The sequence below is a fragment of the uncultured Caulobacter sp. genome (genome assembly GCF_947036865.1).
Classification (GTDB): Bacteria; Pseudomonadota; Alphaproteobacteria; order Caulobacterales; family Caulobacteraceae; genus Caulobacter.
Map to the genome: position 1 here is coordinate 1 of NZ_CAMQSF010000031.1, position 12,588 is coordinate 12,588.

Annotated in this window: 18 protein-coding genes and 1 pseudogene; 4 read left to right on the plus strand and 15 right to left on the minus strand. The window is 69.9% G+C overall.

The annotated features are described in order from the left end of the window. The 8 genes and pseudogenes from Q0V34_RS15120 to ruvC all read right to left on the minus strand — a co-directional run. Positions 1 to 298 (minus strand): annotated as a pseudogene (locus Q0V34_RS15120) (hypothetical protein); the annotation flags it as partial. Positions 299 to 305: 7 nt separating this feature from the next. Then, positions 306 to 827: a biopolymer transporter ExbD gene (locus tag Q0V34_RS15125; protein WP_297513315.1), complete on the minus strand. Its 522-nt coding sequence runs from the start codon at positions 825 to 827 to the stop codon at positions 306 to 308. 4 nt (positions 828 to 831) lie between these two features. Further along, positions 832 to 1,530, minus strand: coding sequence for a protein TolQ (gene tolQ / locus Q0V34_RS15130; RefSeq protein WP_297513317.1), 699 nt, complete (start codon positions 1,528 to 1,530; stop codon positions 832 to 834). Between the two features lie 115 nt (positions 1,531 to 1,645). Beyond that, positions 1,646 to 2,095, minus strand: coding sequence for a tol-pal system-associated acyl-CoA thioesterase (gene ybgC / locus Q0V34_RS15135; RefSeq protein WP_297513319.1), 450 nt, complete (start codon positions 2,093 to 2,095; stop codon positions 1,646 to 1,648). Between the two features lie 10 nt (positions 2,096 to 2,105). Continuing rightward, positions 2,106 to 2,960 (minus strand): FtsW/RodA/SpoVE family cell cycle protein, encoded by an 855-nt coding sequence (locus Q0V34_RS15140; protein WP_297513322.1) that lies wholly within the window; start codon positions 2,958 to 2,960, stop codon positions 2,106 to 2,108. A gap of 92 nt (positions 2,961 to 3,052) precedes the next feature. Beyond that, entirely contained in the window at positions 3,053 to 4,093 is a 1,041-nt protein-coding gene (ruvB, locus tag Q0V34_RS15145) for a Holliday junction branch migration DNA helicase RuvB (RefSeq protein WP_297513324.1), read from the minus strand. Between the two features lie 151 nt (positions 4,094 to 4,244). Beyond that, positions 4,245 to 4,865: a Holliday junction branch migration protein RuvA gene (ruvA, locus tag Q0V34_RS15150; protein ID WP_297513326.1), complete on the minus strand. Its 621-nt coding sequence runs from the start codon at positions 4,863 to 4,865 to the stop codon at positions 4,245 to 4,247. Then, positions 4,862 to 5,383: a crossover junction endodeoxyribonuclease RuvC gene (ruvC, locus tag Q0V34_RS15155; protein ID WP_297513328.1), complete on the minus strand. Its 522-nt coding sequence runs from the start codon at positions 5,381 to 5,383 to the stop codon at positions 4,862 to 4,864. The genes ruvA and ruvC overlap by 4 nt, the downstream gene beginning before the upstream one ends. A gap of 102 nt (positions 5,384 to 5,485) precedes the next feature. Here ruvC and Q0V34_RS15160 point away from each other — a divergent pair, with 102 nt between their 5' ends. Both Q0V34_RS15160 and Q0V34_RS15165 read left to right on the plus strand, forming a co-directional pair. Further along, the gene (locus Q0V34_RS15160) at positions 5,486 to 5,791 is read left to right on the plus strand and encodes a hypothetical protein (protein ID WP_297513330.1); all 306 of its coding nucleotides are present in this window, start codon (positions 5,486 to 5,488) and stop codon (positions 5,789 to 5,791) included. Positions 5,792 to 5,845: 54 nt separating this feature from the next. After that, the gene (locus tag Q0V34_RS15165) at positions 5,846 to 6,127 is read left to right on the plus strand and encodes a hypothetical protein (RefSeq protein ID WP_297513332.1); all 282 of its coding nucleotides are present in this window, start codon (positions 5,846 to 5,848) and stop codon (positions 6,125 to 6,127) included. Between the two features lie 2 nt (positions 6,128 to 6,129). Here the strand turns inward: Q0V34_RS15165 and Q0V34_RS15170 are convergent, their stop codons facing one another. The 5 genes from Q0V34_RS15170 to Q0V34_RS15190 form a co-directional block, all read right to left on the minus strand. Then, complete coding sequence (locus Q0V34_RS15170; protein WP_297513334.1) at positions 6,130 to 6,939, minus strand: DUF4118 domain-containing protein; 810 nt, start codon at positions 6,937 to 6,939, stop codon at positions 6,130 to 6,132. Then, positions 6,936 to 7,868, minus strand: coding sequence for a nucleoside hydrolase (locus Q0V34_RS15175; protein ID WP_297513337.1), 933 nt, complete (start codon positions 7,866 to 7,868; stop codon positions 6,936 to 6,938). Before Q0V34_RS15175 ends, Q0V34_RS15170 begins: the two co-directional genes overlap by 4 nt. A 42-nt stretch (positions 7,869 to 7,910) precedes the next feature. Then, positions 7,911 to 8,873, minus strand: coding sequence for a phosphoribosylaminoimidazolesuccinocarboxamide synthase (locus Q0V34_RS15180; protein WP_297513339.1), 963 nt, complete (start codon positions 8,871 to 8,873; stop codon positions 7,911 to 7,913). 64 nt (positions 8,874 to 8,937) lie between these two features. Further along, the gene (locus Q0V34_RS15185) at positions 8,938 to 9,693 is read right to left on the minus strand and encodes a YebC/PmpR family DNA-binding transcriptional regulator (RefSeq protein WP_297513341.1); all 756 of its coding nucleotides are present in this window, start codon (positions 9,691 to 9,693) and stop codon (positions 8,938 to 8,940) included. Between the two features lie 87 nt (positions 9,694 to 9,780). Further along, a complete protein-coding gene (locus Q0V34_RS15190) occupies positions 9,781 to 10,194 on the minus strand; it encodes an organic hydroperoxide resistance protein (protein ID WP_297513343.1) in 414 nt (137 codons plus the stop codon). Between the two features lie 125 nt (positions 10,195 to 10,319). Between Q0V34_RS15190 and Q0V34_RS15195 the strand changes: the two genes are divergently transcribed. Continuing rightward, positions 10,320 to 10,829, plus strand: coding sequence for a hypothetical protein (locus tag Q0V34_RS15195; RefSeq protein WP_297513345.1), 510 nt, complete (start codon positions 10,320 to 10,322; stop codon positions 10,827 to 10,829). Beyond that, complete coding sequence (locus Q0V34_RS15200; protein WP_297513347.1) at positions 10,826 to 10,984, plus strand: hypothetical protein; 159 nt, start codon at positions 10,826 to 10,828, stop codon at positions 10,982 to 10,984. Before Q0V34_RS15195 ends, Q0V34_RS15200 begins: the two co-directional genes overlap by 4 nt. Before the next feature lie 9 nt (positions 10,985 to 10,993). On the opposite strand, the gene Q0V34_RS15205 is transcribed toward Q0V34_RS15200, so the two are convergent. Both Q0V34_RS15205 and Q0V34_RS15210 read right to left on the minus strand, forming a co-directional pair. Then, positions 10,994 to 11,827 carry a TIGR00282 family metallophosphoesterase gene (locus Q0V34_RS15205; RefSeq protein ID WP_297513424.1) on the minus strand — a complete coding sequence of 278 codons (834 nt, stop codon included), beginning with the start codon at positions 11,825 to 11,827 and terminating at the stop codon, positions 10,994 to 10,996. A gap of 20 nt (positions 11,828 to 11,847) precedes the next feature. Continuing rightward, the gene (locus Q0V34_RS15210) at positions 11,848 to 12,456 is read right to left on the minus strand and encodes a 5-formyltetrahydrofolate cyclo-ligase (RefSeq protein WP_297513349.1); all 609 of its coding nucleotides are present in this window, start codon (positions 12,454 to 12,456) and stop codon (positions 11,848 to 11,850) included. Positions 12,457 to 12,588 lie beyond the last annotated feature (132 nt).

The following is a 12,588-nucleotide window of genomic DNA, read 5'->3' on the forward strand; positions in this document are numbered from 1 at the left end:
CCTGCTTCTGCGCCTCGCGCCGCAGGGCCTCGCGCTGGGCCTCCTCACGGCGCAGGGCCTCGCGCTCCTCGGGCGTCGGCTCGGGGGTCTGGGCCGTCTGCTCCTCGGGCGCCTCGACGGCCGGGCGGACATTGGTCGGCCCCTTGGCGACGATGGTCACCGGCACCGACTCGCCGATGGTGATCGGCTTGGACGACGTCCACGGCAGGCCGAACACGATCAGCGCCGCCACCGCCCCGTGCAGCGCGATCGAGCCCAGAAGGCCCGGCGAGATCGTCTGGTCGCGGCGAACGCTCATACCGCCCCTACTGCGCCGGCCGCAGGCCGCTCGAGCCCTCCGGCTCGGCGTCCTTCGGCGCCGCCCCGGACGAGGGACCGCCCGTCTCGGTGATCAGATTGATCTTCGAGAAGCCGGCGTTGGACAGGCCGGCCATCACCTGGGCGACGACCTGATAGGTCGCGCCGCCATCGGCGCGCACGAAGATCGGCTTGTCGTAGCCCCGGCCGGCGAGCGCCGAAAGGCGCGGGGCCAGGTTCTCGAACGGGATCTGGGTCTCGCCGACGAAGATCTGGCCGTCCTTGCGGATCGACACGGTGATCGGCTCGTCCTGGTTCTGCAGGGCCGCGGCCTCGGTCTTGGGCAGCTCCAGCGGCACGCCGGCGGTCAACAGCGGGGCGCTGATCATGAAGATGATCAGCAGCACCAGCATCACGTCGACCAGCGGGGTGACGTTGATCTCGGACAGCGCCCCGCGCGAGCGGCGGCCGCGCCGACGGCGGCCCCGGCGGGAGCCCGTGGAAAACGCGTCGTTCGACGACATCGCCATCGGACTAGACCCGGTCCGCCAGGCGACGCTGGATAGCGGTCGACAGGTCGTCGGCGAAGCCTTCCAGGCGGCCGGCGTACTTGCCCGCGTCGGTCGAGAACTTGTTGTAGGCGATATAGGCCGGGATGGCGGCGATCAGGCCGACGGCCGTGGCGAACAGGGCCTCGGCGATCGAGGGCGCGACCACCGCCAGCGAGGTGTTCTTCGAGATCGCGATGTTCTGGAAGGCGTGCATGATGCCCCAGACCGTGCCGAACAGGCCGATGAACGGGCTGGCCGTGGCGACGATGGCCAGGCTGCCGAGGCCTTCCTCGACCTTGCTGGTCTCGCGGGCGATCGTGGTGTCCAGGATGCGGTCGATGCGGGCGATCAGGAAGCCGGCCTGGGTCTCGCTCATCGCGCCCTTGGCCTTGGCGTCGCGCCACTCCTTCAGCGCCGCCTGCAGCATGCGCGGCAGGGCGTGGCGCGGATTGGCGCCGGCCTCGCCCGCGACGTCCTCCAGCGAGCGCCCGCCGCTGACCTGCTCCTCGAAGCGGTCGGCGGCGCGGTTCAGGCTGGAGAAGCGGAACAGCTTGTCCAGAATCACGGCCCAAGAGCCCAGCGAGGCCAGGATCAGGCCGATCATCACGCCCTTGACGACCCAGTCGGCCTGCATGAACAGCGTGAAGAACGAGAAATTCGGGGCGGCGGCCGAGGCGTCCATGCGGGGTTGGGCTCCGTTGGGGCGTCTGATCAGAACAGATGAGCGCCGTATGGCATGAAGCGGCGCTTGGGTGAAACTATGACAATCGCCGAGCGATCCCGAAAAACGCTGGGATCTAGTCGCCGGCGGCCAGCCAGGGCGCCAGCTTGGCCGTCATCTCGGGCGTCGGCCGGCGCGGCCGCCCCGACAGGCTGATGCAGACCGCGATCGCCTTGGCCTCCAGGATCAGCTCCTCGCCGCGCGTGATCCTCTGGCTGACGTGCAGCCGGACGCCCTCGACGCGCTCGTAGAGGGTCCGTACGACCAGGGCGTCGTCGATCCGCGCGGCGCGCTTGAAATCCAGCTCCATGCGGATCACCGCGAAGCCGGTGTCCTGCTCGGCGAGCGCGCTGTGCGAAATGCCGACCATCCGGAAGAAGTCGCTGCGCCCCCGCTCCAGATAGCGCAGATAGTTGGCGTGATAGACGATCCCCGTGAAGTCGGTGTCCTCGTAGTAGATGCGGACAGGCAGCTGGTGCTCGCGGCCATGGAACACGCCAGCGGTCGGTTCGGGCGGGGTCGTCATGAGGGACTGCTTAGCCCGTGGGAACGGGATCGTCAGCCCTCAAGACGTTCTCGCGGCCTCGCCCGAGCGCCAGGCCGATCGACAACAGCCACCCGATCACCGGGGCCGCGCCCGCGCCGATCACCGGGGCGGGGTAGTTGGCGATGAGGTTGGCCAGGAGAAAGCCGAGCCAGACGGCGGCGAGCGCCGCGCTTTCGAGGGACCGGCGCGTCCAGAGCATGGCCAGCGGCAGGGCCGCCAAGGCGAGGGCCGCGAAAATTCCGACCGGCGGCGACGCGGCGAAGGCGTTCGGGATCACCCGCTCGACGTGGGCGACGGCCGGCAGGGGATCGTGGCGCGAGAACGCGTAGCCGGCGCAGGCGAGGCCCAGCGCGGTCAAGGCGGCGACAAGTCGGGGCGCCCGCGACCGGTCGACGAGGCCCACCGCCACGCCGAGGGTCAGGGCCAGCACCGAGGCGGCGTCAGGCTGGAGCGCCAGGACCACCATCAGGCCCGCCAGCATCGCCGCGGCGATCGGCTCCAGCCGGCCGGCCGTCGCCCAGATCGCCAGCGGGACCAGCAGCGAGGCCGCGTGCAATTGGACCGGCCCCAGCGCGATCCATCGCCGCACGCCCTCCATCGAGACGCCGGCGGTCAGGACATAGGCCTCCACCGCCAGGGCGAGCCCCGGCACGGCCCAGCGCGCGAGCCTTCCCGGCGTCCCGGCCCGGACCGCGACGCCCCAGGCGACCAACGCGCCCACCAGGCCCGCGCCTCCCTGCAGGACCATGGCGTTTCCGGAGCCGCCGGCGGCCCGGATCGCCAGGATGGACGCGACAAGCGTGAGCAGCACCTGAAGGGACGGAAAGCGGTAAGCGGACGGCATGACCTTGATCGCGAGTTGGAGGCTAGGAGAGGCCCGCACCCTAGGGCGAGCGGCGGTCGCGCCTAGCCCAGACCCCTCGTCGAATCCGAAAGCTATTCGTCGAAAAGACCGCCCTGCGCCTGGCCCGGCGGCGCGGCGGGGGGCGTGAGGCCCAGGTGCAGATAGGCCTTGCCGCAGGCCATGCGGCCGCGCGGGGTGCGCTGGATGAAGCCCTGCTGCATCAGATAGGGCTCGATGACATCCTCGACCGCGTCGCGGGCCTCGGCGATGGCGTAGGCGATGGTCTCGACCCCGACGGGGCCGCCGCCATAGTGCTCGATCATCGCCCGCAGATAGCGGCGATCCAGGCTGTCGAGGCCGCTCTCGTCGACTTCAAGCCGCGCCAGGGCAAGGCCCGCGGCCTTGCGGTCGATGAGGCTCGCGCCGTCGGCGGCGGCGAAGTCGCGGACCCGGCGCAGCAGGCGGCCGGCGACGCGCGGCGTGCCCCGCGCGCGCTTGGCGATCTCGTCGGCCCCGTCGTCCGACAGCGGCGCGCCCATCTTGCGGGCGGCGTGCAGCAGCACGTGGCGCAGCTCGGCGGGCGTGTAGAATTCCAGCCGGATCGGAATGCCGAAACGATCGCGCAAGGGCGTGGCCAGCATGCCCGCCCGCGTGGTCGCGGCCACCAGGGTGAAGGGCGCCAGGTCGATGCGGATCGAGCGCGCCGAGGGCCCCTCGCCGATCACCAGGTCCAGGACGTGATCCTCCATCGCCGGATAGAGGATCTCCTCGACGTTCGAGGACAATCGGTGGATCTCGTCGATGAACAGGACGTCGTTGGCTTCCAGATTGGTCAGGATGGCCGCCAGATCGCCAGGCTTGTTCAGCACCGGGCCGGAGGTGGCGCGGAAGTTCACGCCCAGCTCGCGGGCGACGATCTGGGCCAGGGTGGTCTTGCCCAGGCCCGGGGGCCCGAACAGCAGCACGTGGTCCAGCGCCTCGCCGCGCCCCTTGGCCGCCTCGATGAAGATCTTCAGATTGCCCTTGGCCTGCTCCTGGCCGACGAACTCGGCGAGGGTCTGGGGGCGCAGGGCGCGGTCGGCGGCCGGAACCTGGTCGCCGAACTGCGCTTCGCCGGAAATAATCCGCGTCATCGCATGAACCTCCCCCTTTCCCCTTGAGGGGGGAAGGGCTGGGGATGGGGGTGACCAGGACGGTTCGGCTGGCGGCGGCCCGTCCGGCCGGCGCCGAGACTCCCCCATCCCAACCCTTCCCCCATCGAGGGGGAAGGGCTCTGAACAGCCCTCATCGCCCAAGCTCCTGCAGGCCGGCCTTGATCAGAGCCTGGACCGTCGCGGCCTCGCCCAGGCGATCGGCGGCGGCCTCGACGACGCGGCGGGCGTTCACCTCGGCCACGCCCAGGCCCATCAGCGCCGCGACGGCGTCGCCGGTCGGGGCGGGCTTGGCGGCGGCCGACGGCGCCGAGGCCGAGGTCGGCGCGGTCATCAGCACCGGCCCGTCGGTGATCGGCTTGTCCTTCAGCTCGGTGACGATCCGCAAGGCGAGCTTGGGGCCCACCCCGTTGGCGCGGCCGACGGCGGCCTTGTCCTCGCGGGCGACGGCGCTGGCCAGCTCGGCCGGCGAGAGCACGTCCAGCACCGCCATGGCCGCCTTGGGTCCCACGCCCTGGATCGCCTGCAACAGGACAAAGGCTCGGCGATCCTCGCGGGTCAGAAAGCCGTAGAGCCGAAGGCCCTGGCTCTCGCTCCACTGGCTCTCGACATGGATCAGGGTCTCCTCGCCCAGCGCGGGAAGACGCTGCAGGGTGCGTTGGCCGCAGCGGACCAGATAGCCGACGCCCATCACGTCGATCAGGGCTTCTTCCTCGCCGACCTCGGCGACGGCGCCTCTGAGACGTCCGATCATGCCGCCCCCCGGATCGACAGGTTCCGCGCGGTGCGGGCGTGGGCGTGGGCGATGGCCACGGCCAGGGCGTCGGCGGCGTCGGCGGTCGGCGAACCCGCGCTGGGCAGCAGGCGCGCGATCATGAAGGCGACCTGGGCCTTGTCGGCCGAGCCGGTGCCGACCACCGCCTTCTTGACCACGGGCGCGGAATATTCGGCCACGATCAGGCCGGCGCGGGCCGGCGCGATCATCGCCGCGGCGCGGGCGTGGCCCAGCTTCAGGGTCGACTGGGCGTTGGTGTTGACGAAGGTCTCCTCGACCGCCGCCTCGTCGGGGCGGTGCTGCTCGATCACGGCGCAGACGCCGTCGAACAGGGTCAGCAGCCGGTCGGCGAACGGGGCCTTCTCGTCCGGGACGATGACGCCGTGCGCCACGTGGCTGACCCGCGCGCCCTGCACGGCGACGACGCCCCAGCCGGTGCGACGGAGGCCTGGATCGAGGCCGAGGATGCGAATCGCGTTCATCATGTGTTCTCGCACTCTCGTCGCTTCCGTCGCCAAGGAAAAGCCCCCGCCATGCCTAATGCTCGGTAAACGCCGGCTGCCTTGCGCGGCGGCGGCCAAGGGTGTGAAACCGCGCGCATGATCGTCTCCCATTATCGCTGCGACTGGCGCCATCGGCCGAACGAGGAGCCGGTGGCGATCTTCTACGAGGTCGACGGCGGCGGAGCCGTGCCGCGCCTCATCGACGTCTTCGCCGACGGCCAAAGGCGGCGGGAGTCGGCGCTCGAACAGGGCGTGGCCAGCCTGGTGGACGGCTCCTTCCACGAGTCGGCCGCCCTTCTTCTGGCCGGCCACGCGATCGAGGACGGCGACGAGCGGCTGACCCTGACGCCGATCACCGCCGAAGCCTTCGAGATCGCGTGGAAGATCGCCGGCGGCCATTGAAGACCGCCGCGCCTGCCTTATCTCCCCGCCAGTGTCGCGTTAGGGAGACGGACAATGGTCAGCACGTCCAACGACGGGATCATGACCGAGTACATGGTCGGCTACTGGTCGATGAAACATCAGAAGGTCGAACGCCCCACCAAGCTGCTCGAGACGCTCTACATCACCGAGAAATACCAGGCGGGCGAGGACCTGCGCGCGGCGCGGTCGGCCTATGACCACGCGGTCTGGAACGGCGTGCCGGTCGCGGAGATGGACCAGCGCCTCGCCGATCTCGACCAGTTCATGCGCGACCTGGTGCGCGAACGCGCGGCCCAGTGGGGCCAGCCGCACTGACCTTAGCGGACGAGGTGCAGCTTGCGCGGCGGCGGCGACGAGGCCAGGAGATAGCCGCCGACCAGCTCCACCACCCCGTCGCGAAGGCCTTCCTCGGAGCCGCCCGCCTTGCGCTCGACGCCCAGGACGATCGACTGGCCGGGGATGCTGAGCGGCCAGAAGTCGTAGCGGCTGCGGCCGCCCGCCTCGGAGGCCAGGCCCGCCGGGACATTGTTGGCCAGGGCCCAATCGGCGGCGCGGAAATCGTCGGCCTCCAGCGTCGCGCCGCGGCTGCCGCCGACCATCTTCAGCCCGTGCTCGTCGGCCAGCAGGACCACGGCCTTGGCTTCGTAGGCGCGGGACAGCGCCTGAGCGGCGGCGAAATAGATCGCCTCGCTGCCGCCTTGGGAGACCACCGCGTGCGACAGAAGGCTGAGCGCGTCGCTGCGCGTCTCATGCCGGCGGATGGTCGTGAGCTGTCGACGCAGGCGCATGCCGAGGTAGCTGGCGATCGCCGCGCAGGGCGCCAGGCCGACCAGGATCCAAAGGTCCGACAGGTTGGTCAGCATGAAGGAGTTTCGCGGCGGCACCACCCAGTAGTCGAAGGCCGCCAGCGCCACCACCATGGTGACCGCGGCCGGCGCCATGCCGCCCCACAGCGCGATCAGGAAGATCGGCGGCGCGAACCACAGGGCCGCCGCCGGATTGTTGTCGAACAGCCCCGCCGCCATGCCCGCGACGACCGGCGCCGCGACGGCGCAGGCATAGAGCAGCGCCACGCGCCACGCCGCGCCGCGATCCCGGGACAGGAACGATATGGCCGCGTCGCTCATGCCGCCTCGACCGCGCTGGCGCCGAACAAGCCGCCCAGGATCATCCGCTTGACCGCCGCGACGTCGACGCCGACGCAGACCTCGGCGTTGGGCGCGCCGTCGACGCGCTCGACCCGGCCCTGGCGCGGGCCGTCGATGACGACGCGCAGGCGCGCGGGCTCGAAGGTGAAGTGCTCGGGCGCGATCAGGCTGGCGGCGGCGACGGCGTCGTGCGGCCGGCACCCCTCGCCGCCCCAGACCTGCTCGTGAAAGGCGATGTAGGGCGCGGCGGCCTTGGTCAGGCGCTGGGACAGCGGCGAGCCGCAGCGGACCGCGCCCTTGGCCAGATCCGCCTCGGTGATCGAGACCAGGGCGGTGGCGTCCAGCGGCGTCAGGCGCGGCGCGACCCCCGCCTCCAGCGTGCGCTGCAGGGCCTCGGGATCGCTCCAACTGTTGAAGTCGGCGCCGCTGGCGGCCTTGCCCTCGACGTCGAAGGCCCCGGCGACGATGGTCGGCTTCCATTGGCGGAAGGCGGCGGGGTCCTCGAGCAGCGCCTTGGCCAGATTGGTCAGCGGTCCCAGGAACAGGCCGGTGACGCGGCGGCGCGCGGCGAAGGCCAGGAAGTTGGCCGAGTGGCCGCGCTCCAGCTCCGGCAGTTTCCAGCGCTGGGAGAAGCCCGCGCCGTTCAGGCCGTCGACGCCGTGGGCCGGCCGCATGCGCTCCACGCGGCGGCGCGCCAGCCCGGCTCCGGCGCCGATATAGACCTCGGCTCCGCAGCCGGCGAGGCGCAGCACGCCCCGGGCGTTGGCGGCGGCCTGGTCGACATAGGTGTTGCCGAACACGGCCGAGACGGACACCACCTCGACCGCCTGACGCGCGCGCGCCAGCAAGGCCAGCGCCAGGGCGTCGTCCACGCCGCAGTCGGTGTCGATGTGAACCCTAAGGACCATGCGAAGCAGTCTAGCCACGCCCCGCGACCGCGAGAAGCGGTGTTATCGGGCCAGATAGGCCTCAAGGTTGCGCCGTACGCGGTCCAGCACCGGTTCGCTGGGGTCCGGACGCTCGAAGGTCTGGCCGGTGATGGTCTCGAACGCCTCGACATAGACGTCCGACGTCTGCCGGATCAGCGCCTCGGGAATCTCTGGGATCGCGTCGCCATAAGGATCGCAGCGCGCCGCCACCCAGGCGCGGACGAAGTCCTTGTCGAAGCTGTCGGGCCGTTCGCCGGCCTCGAAACGCTCTTGGTAGGTGTCGGCCTTCCAGAAGCGGCTGCTGTCGGGGGTGTGGATCTCGTCGGCCAGGACGATCTGGCCCTCGGCGTCGAGGCCGAACTCGTACTTGGTGTCGGCCAGGATCAGGCCACGCTCGGCCGCCAGGGCTTGGCCGCGCGCGAACAGGGCCAGGGCGTGGGCGCTGAGCGTCTCCCACTGCTCGGGGGTCAGCAGCCCCTGCTCCAGGATCCGCGCGGGCGACAGCGGCGCGTCGTGGTCGCCGTCCGCCGCCTTGCTGGTCGGGGTGAGAATCGGCTGGGGCAGGCGCTGGTTCGGCCGCAGGCCGTCGGGCAGGGTGACCCCGTACATCTGGCGCTGGCCGGCCTTGTAGAGCGTCAGGATCGAGGTCGAGGTGGTCCCGGCCAGATAGCCGCGCACGACCAGCTCGACCGGCAGCATCGCGAGCCGGCGGCCGATCAGCACGTTCGGGTCGGGATAGGCCAGCACGTGGTTCGGACAGATGTCGCCCGTGACGTCGAACCAGTAGCGCGCGGTCTGGGTCAGCACCTGGCCCTTGCACGGCACGGCGCACAGGATCCGGTCGAAGGCGCTGAGGCGGTCGGACGCGACGATCACCCGGCGGCCGTCCGGCAGGTCGTAATTGTCCCGCACCTTGCCGCGATAGTGATTGGGCAGGCCGGGCAGGTCGACCTCGGCCAGGGCGTTCGGGGCGGAAGGGGTCACCGGGGCCTCGGGCGTTCGCGCTTGGAAAACAATGAGGGGAGGCGATTACGCCTCCCCCGGGAAATCAGCCCAGCTTGGCCAGGTCTTCGTCGCTGATGTCTTCGTTCGAATAGACGGCCTGGACGTCGTCGTCCTCGTCCAGCATGTCGAGCAGCTTCATCAGGGTGGCGACGCTGTCGCCGGTGACCGGCACCTGCATCTTGGGACGCCAAGCGATCTTGGTGTTGGCGGCCGCGCCGAACTTGGCTTCCAGCGCCGCGGCCACGTCGTTCAGGTCCTCGAAGGCGGTATAGATCGTGTGGCCCTCGCCTTCCTCGTCCATGTCCGAGGTGACGTCGTCGGCGCCGGCCTCGATGGCCGCCTCCATCATGGCGTCCTCCGAGGCGGTTTTGGCCGGATAGCTGATCTGGCCGACGCGGTCGAAGTTGAAGGTCACCGAGCCGGTGGCGCCCATGCTGCCGCCCATCTTGGTGAAATAGGAGCGGACATTGGCGGCGGCGCGGTTCTTGTTGTCGGTCAGCACCTCGACGATGATCCCGACGCCGCCGGCGGCGACGCCTTCGTAGCGGATTTCCGAATAGTCGGCGGCGTCGCCCATCTGCGACTTCTTGATGGCCCGCTCGATGACGTCCTTGGGCAGGCTCTCGGCCTTGGCGTTGTTCACCGCCAGGCGCAGGCGCGGGTTCATGGCCGGGTCGGGCAGGCCGGTCTTGGCCGCGACGGTGATTTCCCGCGACAGCTTGGAGAACAGCTTAGACCGCGCGGCGTCGGCGCGGCCCTTGCGGTGCATGATGTTCTTGAATTTCGAGTGGCCGGCCATTCGGAGGCTCTGCTTCTGATACGATTTCGGAGGCGGGCTTTTAGCCCCTGGGGCGGGGTTTTGTCACCCCGCCCGGCCGAAAGGCGATCAGGCGACCCGCAGCTCGACGTTCACGTTGCCCCGCGTGGCCTTCGAATAGGGGCAGACCTCGTGGGCGGCGTGCAGCACCTGCTCGGCCGTCGCGCGGTCCAGCTCCGGGGCGTTCAGCGTCAGGCGCACGCCGATGTGGAAGCTGGTCTCGTCCTTGATCAGGTCGACCTCGGCGTCGAGGCTGTGCTCGCCCAGCTTGACGCCCTGGTTGCGGGCGACCAGGCCCAGCGCGCCCAGGAAACACGCCGAATAACCGGCCGCGAACAGCGATTCCGGATTGGTGCCGTCGCCGCTGCCGCCCATCGACTTGGGGAAGGCCAGCTTGACGTCGAGATGGCCGTCATCGGCCTTGGCCGTTCCGTTGCGGCCGCCGACCGCGTGGGCGTGGGCGGTGTAGATGGCGTCGGTCATGGGGAGCTCCGTCTGGTGGGGAGCGCCATCTGAGACCCGGATCGTGACAGCCGCAAGCCGCGGCGTTGCCTGAATCCACTCAAGATTATATAGATATAGGATACAACCTTGATTAGGCGCCCGTGATGAGCCCACAGCCGGATCTCTATTGGGCGCAACTCCGACAGGTCAAGGCGGGCGCGCTCTATATGCGGCTCTACCGCAACCGCCTCGCGCGTCAGGTCCAAGCGGTCGAACTTGTTAAAGCCATCGGGTCGAGCGGCGCTATCGCCGGCTGGGTCATCTGGAGCGATCTGCCTCTCCTGTGGTCCGGCATCATCGCCGCGGCCCAGTTACTCGACGCCCTTAAGGGGGTCTTCCCGTTCGCCAAGCTACACAGGGCCGCGAGCGACCTTACCGTGGCCATGGAGATCATCTGGATCGACGCCGACGCGGAATGGACCGACATCTATGCCGGGCGGCTGACCGATCAGGAGATCAACAAGCGTCTCCAAAAGCTGCGAAGACTGGTGTTGGAAGCCGAGAACAAACACTTCCCGGATGGATTCGAGACCGACGCCAAGCTGGCCACGCTGGCGGAACAGGAAACGAGAAGCTACCTTAAGGTCACCTACGAGGAAGAGGTGAAGCCGTGAGCCGCCAGGACCCGAAGACCTCGCCGCGGGACAACCCGAAATGGCCAGGCTCCAGCTTCCCGGTCTTCAAGGTCGACGTGCCCATGCCCAGGGGCACCGCGCCGCCGCGCCCGAACCCGCCGCCGTCAGCGGCGAGCGATAAGCCCAAGCGCTGACCTAGCCGCTCAGAGTTCCGGGACATGCGGCCGCAGCCGCCCCCCCACCCGGATCGGCTCGACCCGCGTCGCCAGGCCGGTGCGGTCGTCGGTCTCGACGAAGACGCCGCACACCGTGGCCGGACCCGAGGCGGGCTGGTAGCGCCCGCCGCTGATCTTGGTGGTGAAGCGACGCAGCGGCTCTTCCTTCTGGTTGCCGATCACGCTGTCATAGTCGGCGCAGGCGCCGGCGTCGGTCTGGTAGGCCGTGCCGCCCGGCAGGATCTGGCAGTCGGCGGTCGGGACGTGGGTGTGGGTGCCGACCACCAGCGAGGCGCGGCCGTCGCAATAGTGGCCCATGGCCATCTTCTCCGACGTCGCCTCGCAGTGCATGTCGACCACCACCGCGTCGGCCACCTGGGCCAGCGGCGCCTTGTCCAGCTCGCGATCGGCGGCGGCGAACGGGTCGTCCATGGCGTCCATGTGCACCCGGCCCAAGAGGTTGACGACATAGATCGTCTTGCCCGAGTCGGTCTGGAAGAGATGGCTGCCCCGCCCCGGGGCGTCGGACAGGATCGGGTAGTTGGCCGGACGGATCAGGCGCGGCTCGCGGACGATATAGGTGAGCGCCTCGCGCTGGTCCCAGCTGTGGTTGCCCAGGGTCAGGCAGTCGGCGCCGGCCTCGAACAGTTCGCGGGCGGTGTTCTCGGTGATGCCGAAGCCGGCGGCGGCGTTCTCGGCGTTGACGATCACGAACTCGAGGGAGAGCTGGCGGCGGAGATCGGGCAGATGGTCGGCCAGGCCATCGCGGCCCGACTTGCCGACGACATCGCCGAAAAAGGCGAAACGCATCGAAAGTCCCAGGAAGAAGATGGAGTCGGCCGCTAGCGACCGATGTCTTTGAAGGCCCTATACTCTTTCTCGGTGAGAATGGCGTCCAGCCTTTGATCGTGCGGCTCGCGCGGCAAATTCTCCACCCGCTGGCCGCTATAGGCGAGACCCAGCACGAAGACCGGCTTGCGGGCCCTCAGGTCGGCCAGGGCGCGATCGTAATAGCCGCCGCCCTGCCCCAGCCGCGTGCCGTCGGCCTGGAAGGCCAGCACCGGCGTCACGACCAAATCGGGCAGCAGGACCGGCGCGCTCGGCGGCGGGGCGCGCAGGCCGATGGCGTCGTGGACCAGCGGACGCTCCCGGTCCCAGGCGCGGAACACCATGCGCGAGGCGTCGGCGTCGACCACCGCCGGCAGGGCCAGGGTCCAGCCGGCCTCGGCCAGGTGGTCGGCCAGGATGCGCGGCGAAATCTCCGAGCCGAGGCCATGATAGAGCGCGACGACCTTGCCGGCCGGGTTCGGGAACCGGCGCGCCAAGGGTTCGCGCGCCACCTCGGCGATCATCCAGTCGGCCTCGGGATGCGCGCGGGCCAGCTGCTTGCGCTGGTTGCGCAGGAACACGCGCAGGGCCGTCTTGGCCGCGACGGGGTCGGCGAGGGTCATCGTTCGCCTATAGCGCGTTCGCGAGGAAAAGGGTGGCGGCGCCGCGAAGAACCGTGAAGACGTTTCAATCCACTCGAACCTGGTAGCCAGGTGGGCGCCGTATTCCCGCGGCCACGGCCACGGGAGGGAACA

What these genes read in the sequence shown, in the direction of transcription:
- Q0V34_RS15140 (WP_297513322.1), bottom strand. Translation starts at nt 2,960, where the DNA reads ATGCCGTCCGCTTACCGCTTTCCGTCCCTTCAGGTGCTGCTCACGCTT.
- Q0V34_RS15165 (WP_297513332.1), top strand. Translation starts at nt 5,846, where the DNA reads ATGGTCAGCACGTCCAACGACGGGATCATGACCGAGTACATGGTCGGC.
- Q0V34_RS15170 (WP_297513334.1), bottom strand. Translation starts at nt 6,939, where the DNA reads ATGAGCGACGCGGCCATATCGTTCCTGTCCCGGGATCGCGGCGCGGCG.
- tolQ (WP_297513317.1), bottom strand. Translation starts at nt 1,530, where the DNA reads ATGGACGCCTCGGCCGCCGCCCCGAATTTCTCGTTCTTCACGCTGTTC.
- Q0V34_RS15160 (WP_297513330.1), top strand. Translation starts at nt 5,486, where the DNA reads ATGATCGTCTCCCATTATCGCTGCGACTGGCGCCATCGGCCGAACGAG.
- Q0V34_RS15195 (WP_297513345.1), top strand. Translation starts at nt 10,320, where the DNA reads ATGAGCCCACAGCCGGATCTCTATTGGGCGCAACTCCGACAGGTCAAG.
- ybgC (WP_297513319.1), bottom strand. Translation starts at nt 2,095, where the DNA reads ATGACGACCCCGCCCGAACCGACCGCTGGCGTGTTCCATGGCCGCGAG.
- Q0V34_RS15190 (WP_297513343.1), bottom strand. Translation starts at nt 10,194, where the DNA reads ATGACCGACGCCATCTACACCGCCCACGCCCACGCGGTCGGCGGCCGC.
- ruvB (WP_297513324.1), bottom strand. Translation starts at nt 4,093, where the DNA reads ATGACGCGGATTATTTCCGGCGAAGCGCAGTTCGGCGACCAGGTTCCG.
- ruvA (WP_297513326.1), bottom strand. Translation starts at nt 4,865, where the DNA reads ATGATCGGACGTCTCAGAGGCGCCGTCGCCGAGGTCGGCGAGGAAGAA.
- Q0V34_RS15175 (WP_297513337.1), bottom strand. Translation starts at nt 7,868, where the DNA reads ATGGTCCTTAGGGTTCACATCGACACCGACTGCGGCGTGGACGACGCC.
- Q0V34_RS15125 (WP_297513315.1), bottom strand. Translation starts at nt 827, where the DNA reads ATGGCGATGTCGTCGAACGACGCGTTTTCCACGGGCTCCCGCCGGGGC.
- Q0V34_RS15210 (WP_297513349.1), bottom strand. Translation starts at nt 12,456, where the DNA reads ATGACCCTCGCCGACCCCGTCGCGGCCAAGACGGCCCTGCGCGTGTTC.
- Q0V34_RS15185 (WP_297513341.1), bottom strand. Translation starts at nt 9,693, where the DNA reads ATGGCCGGCCACTCGAAATTCAAGAACATCATGCACCGCAAGGGCCGC.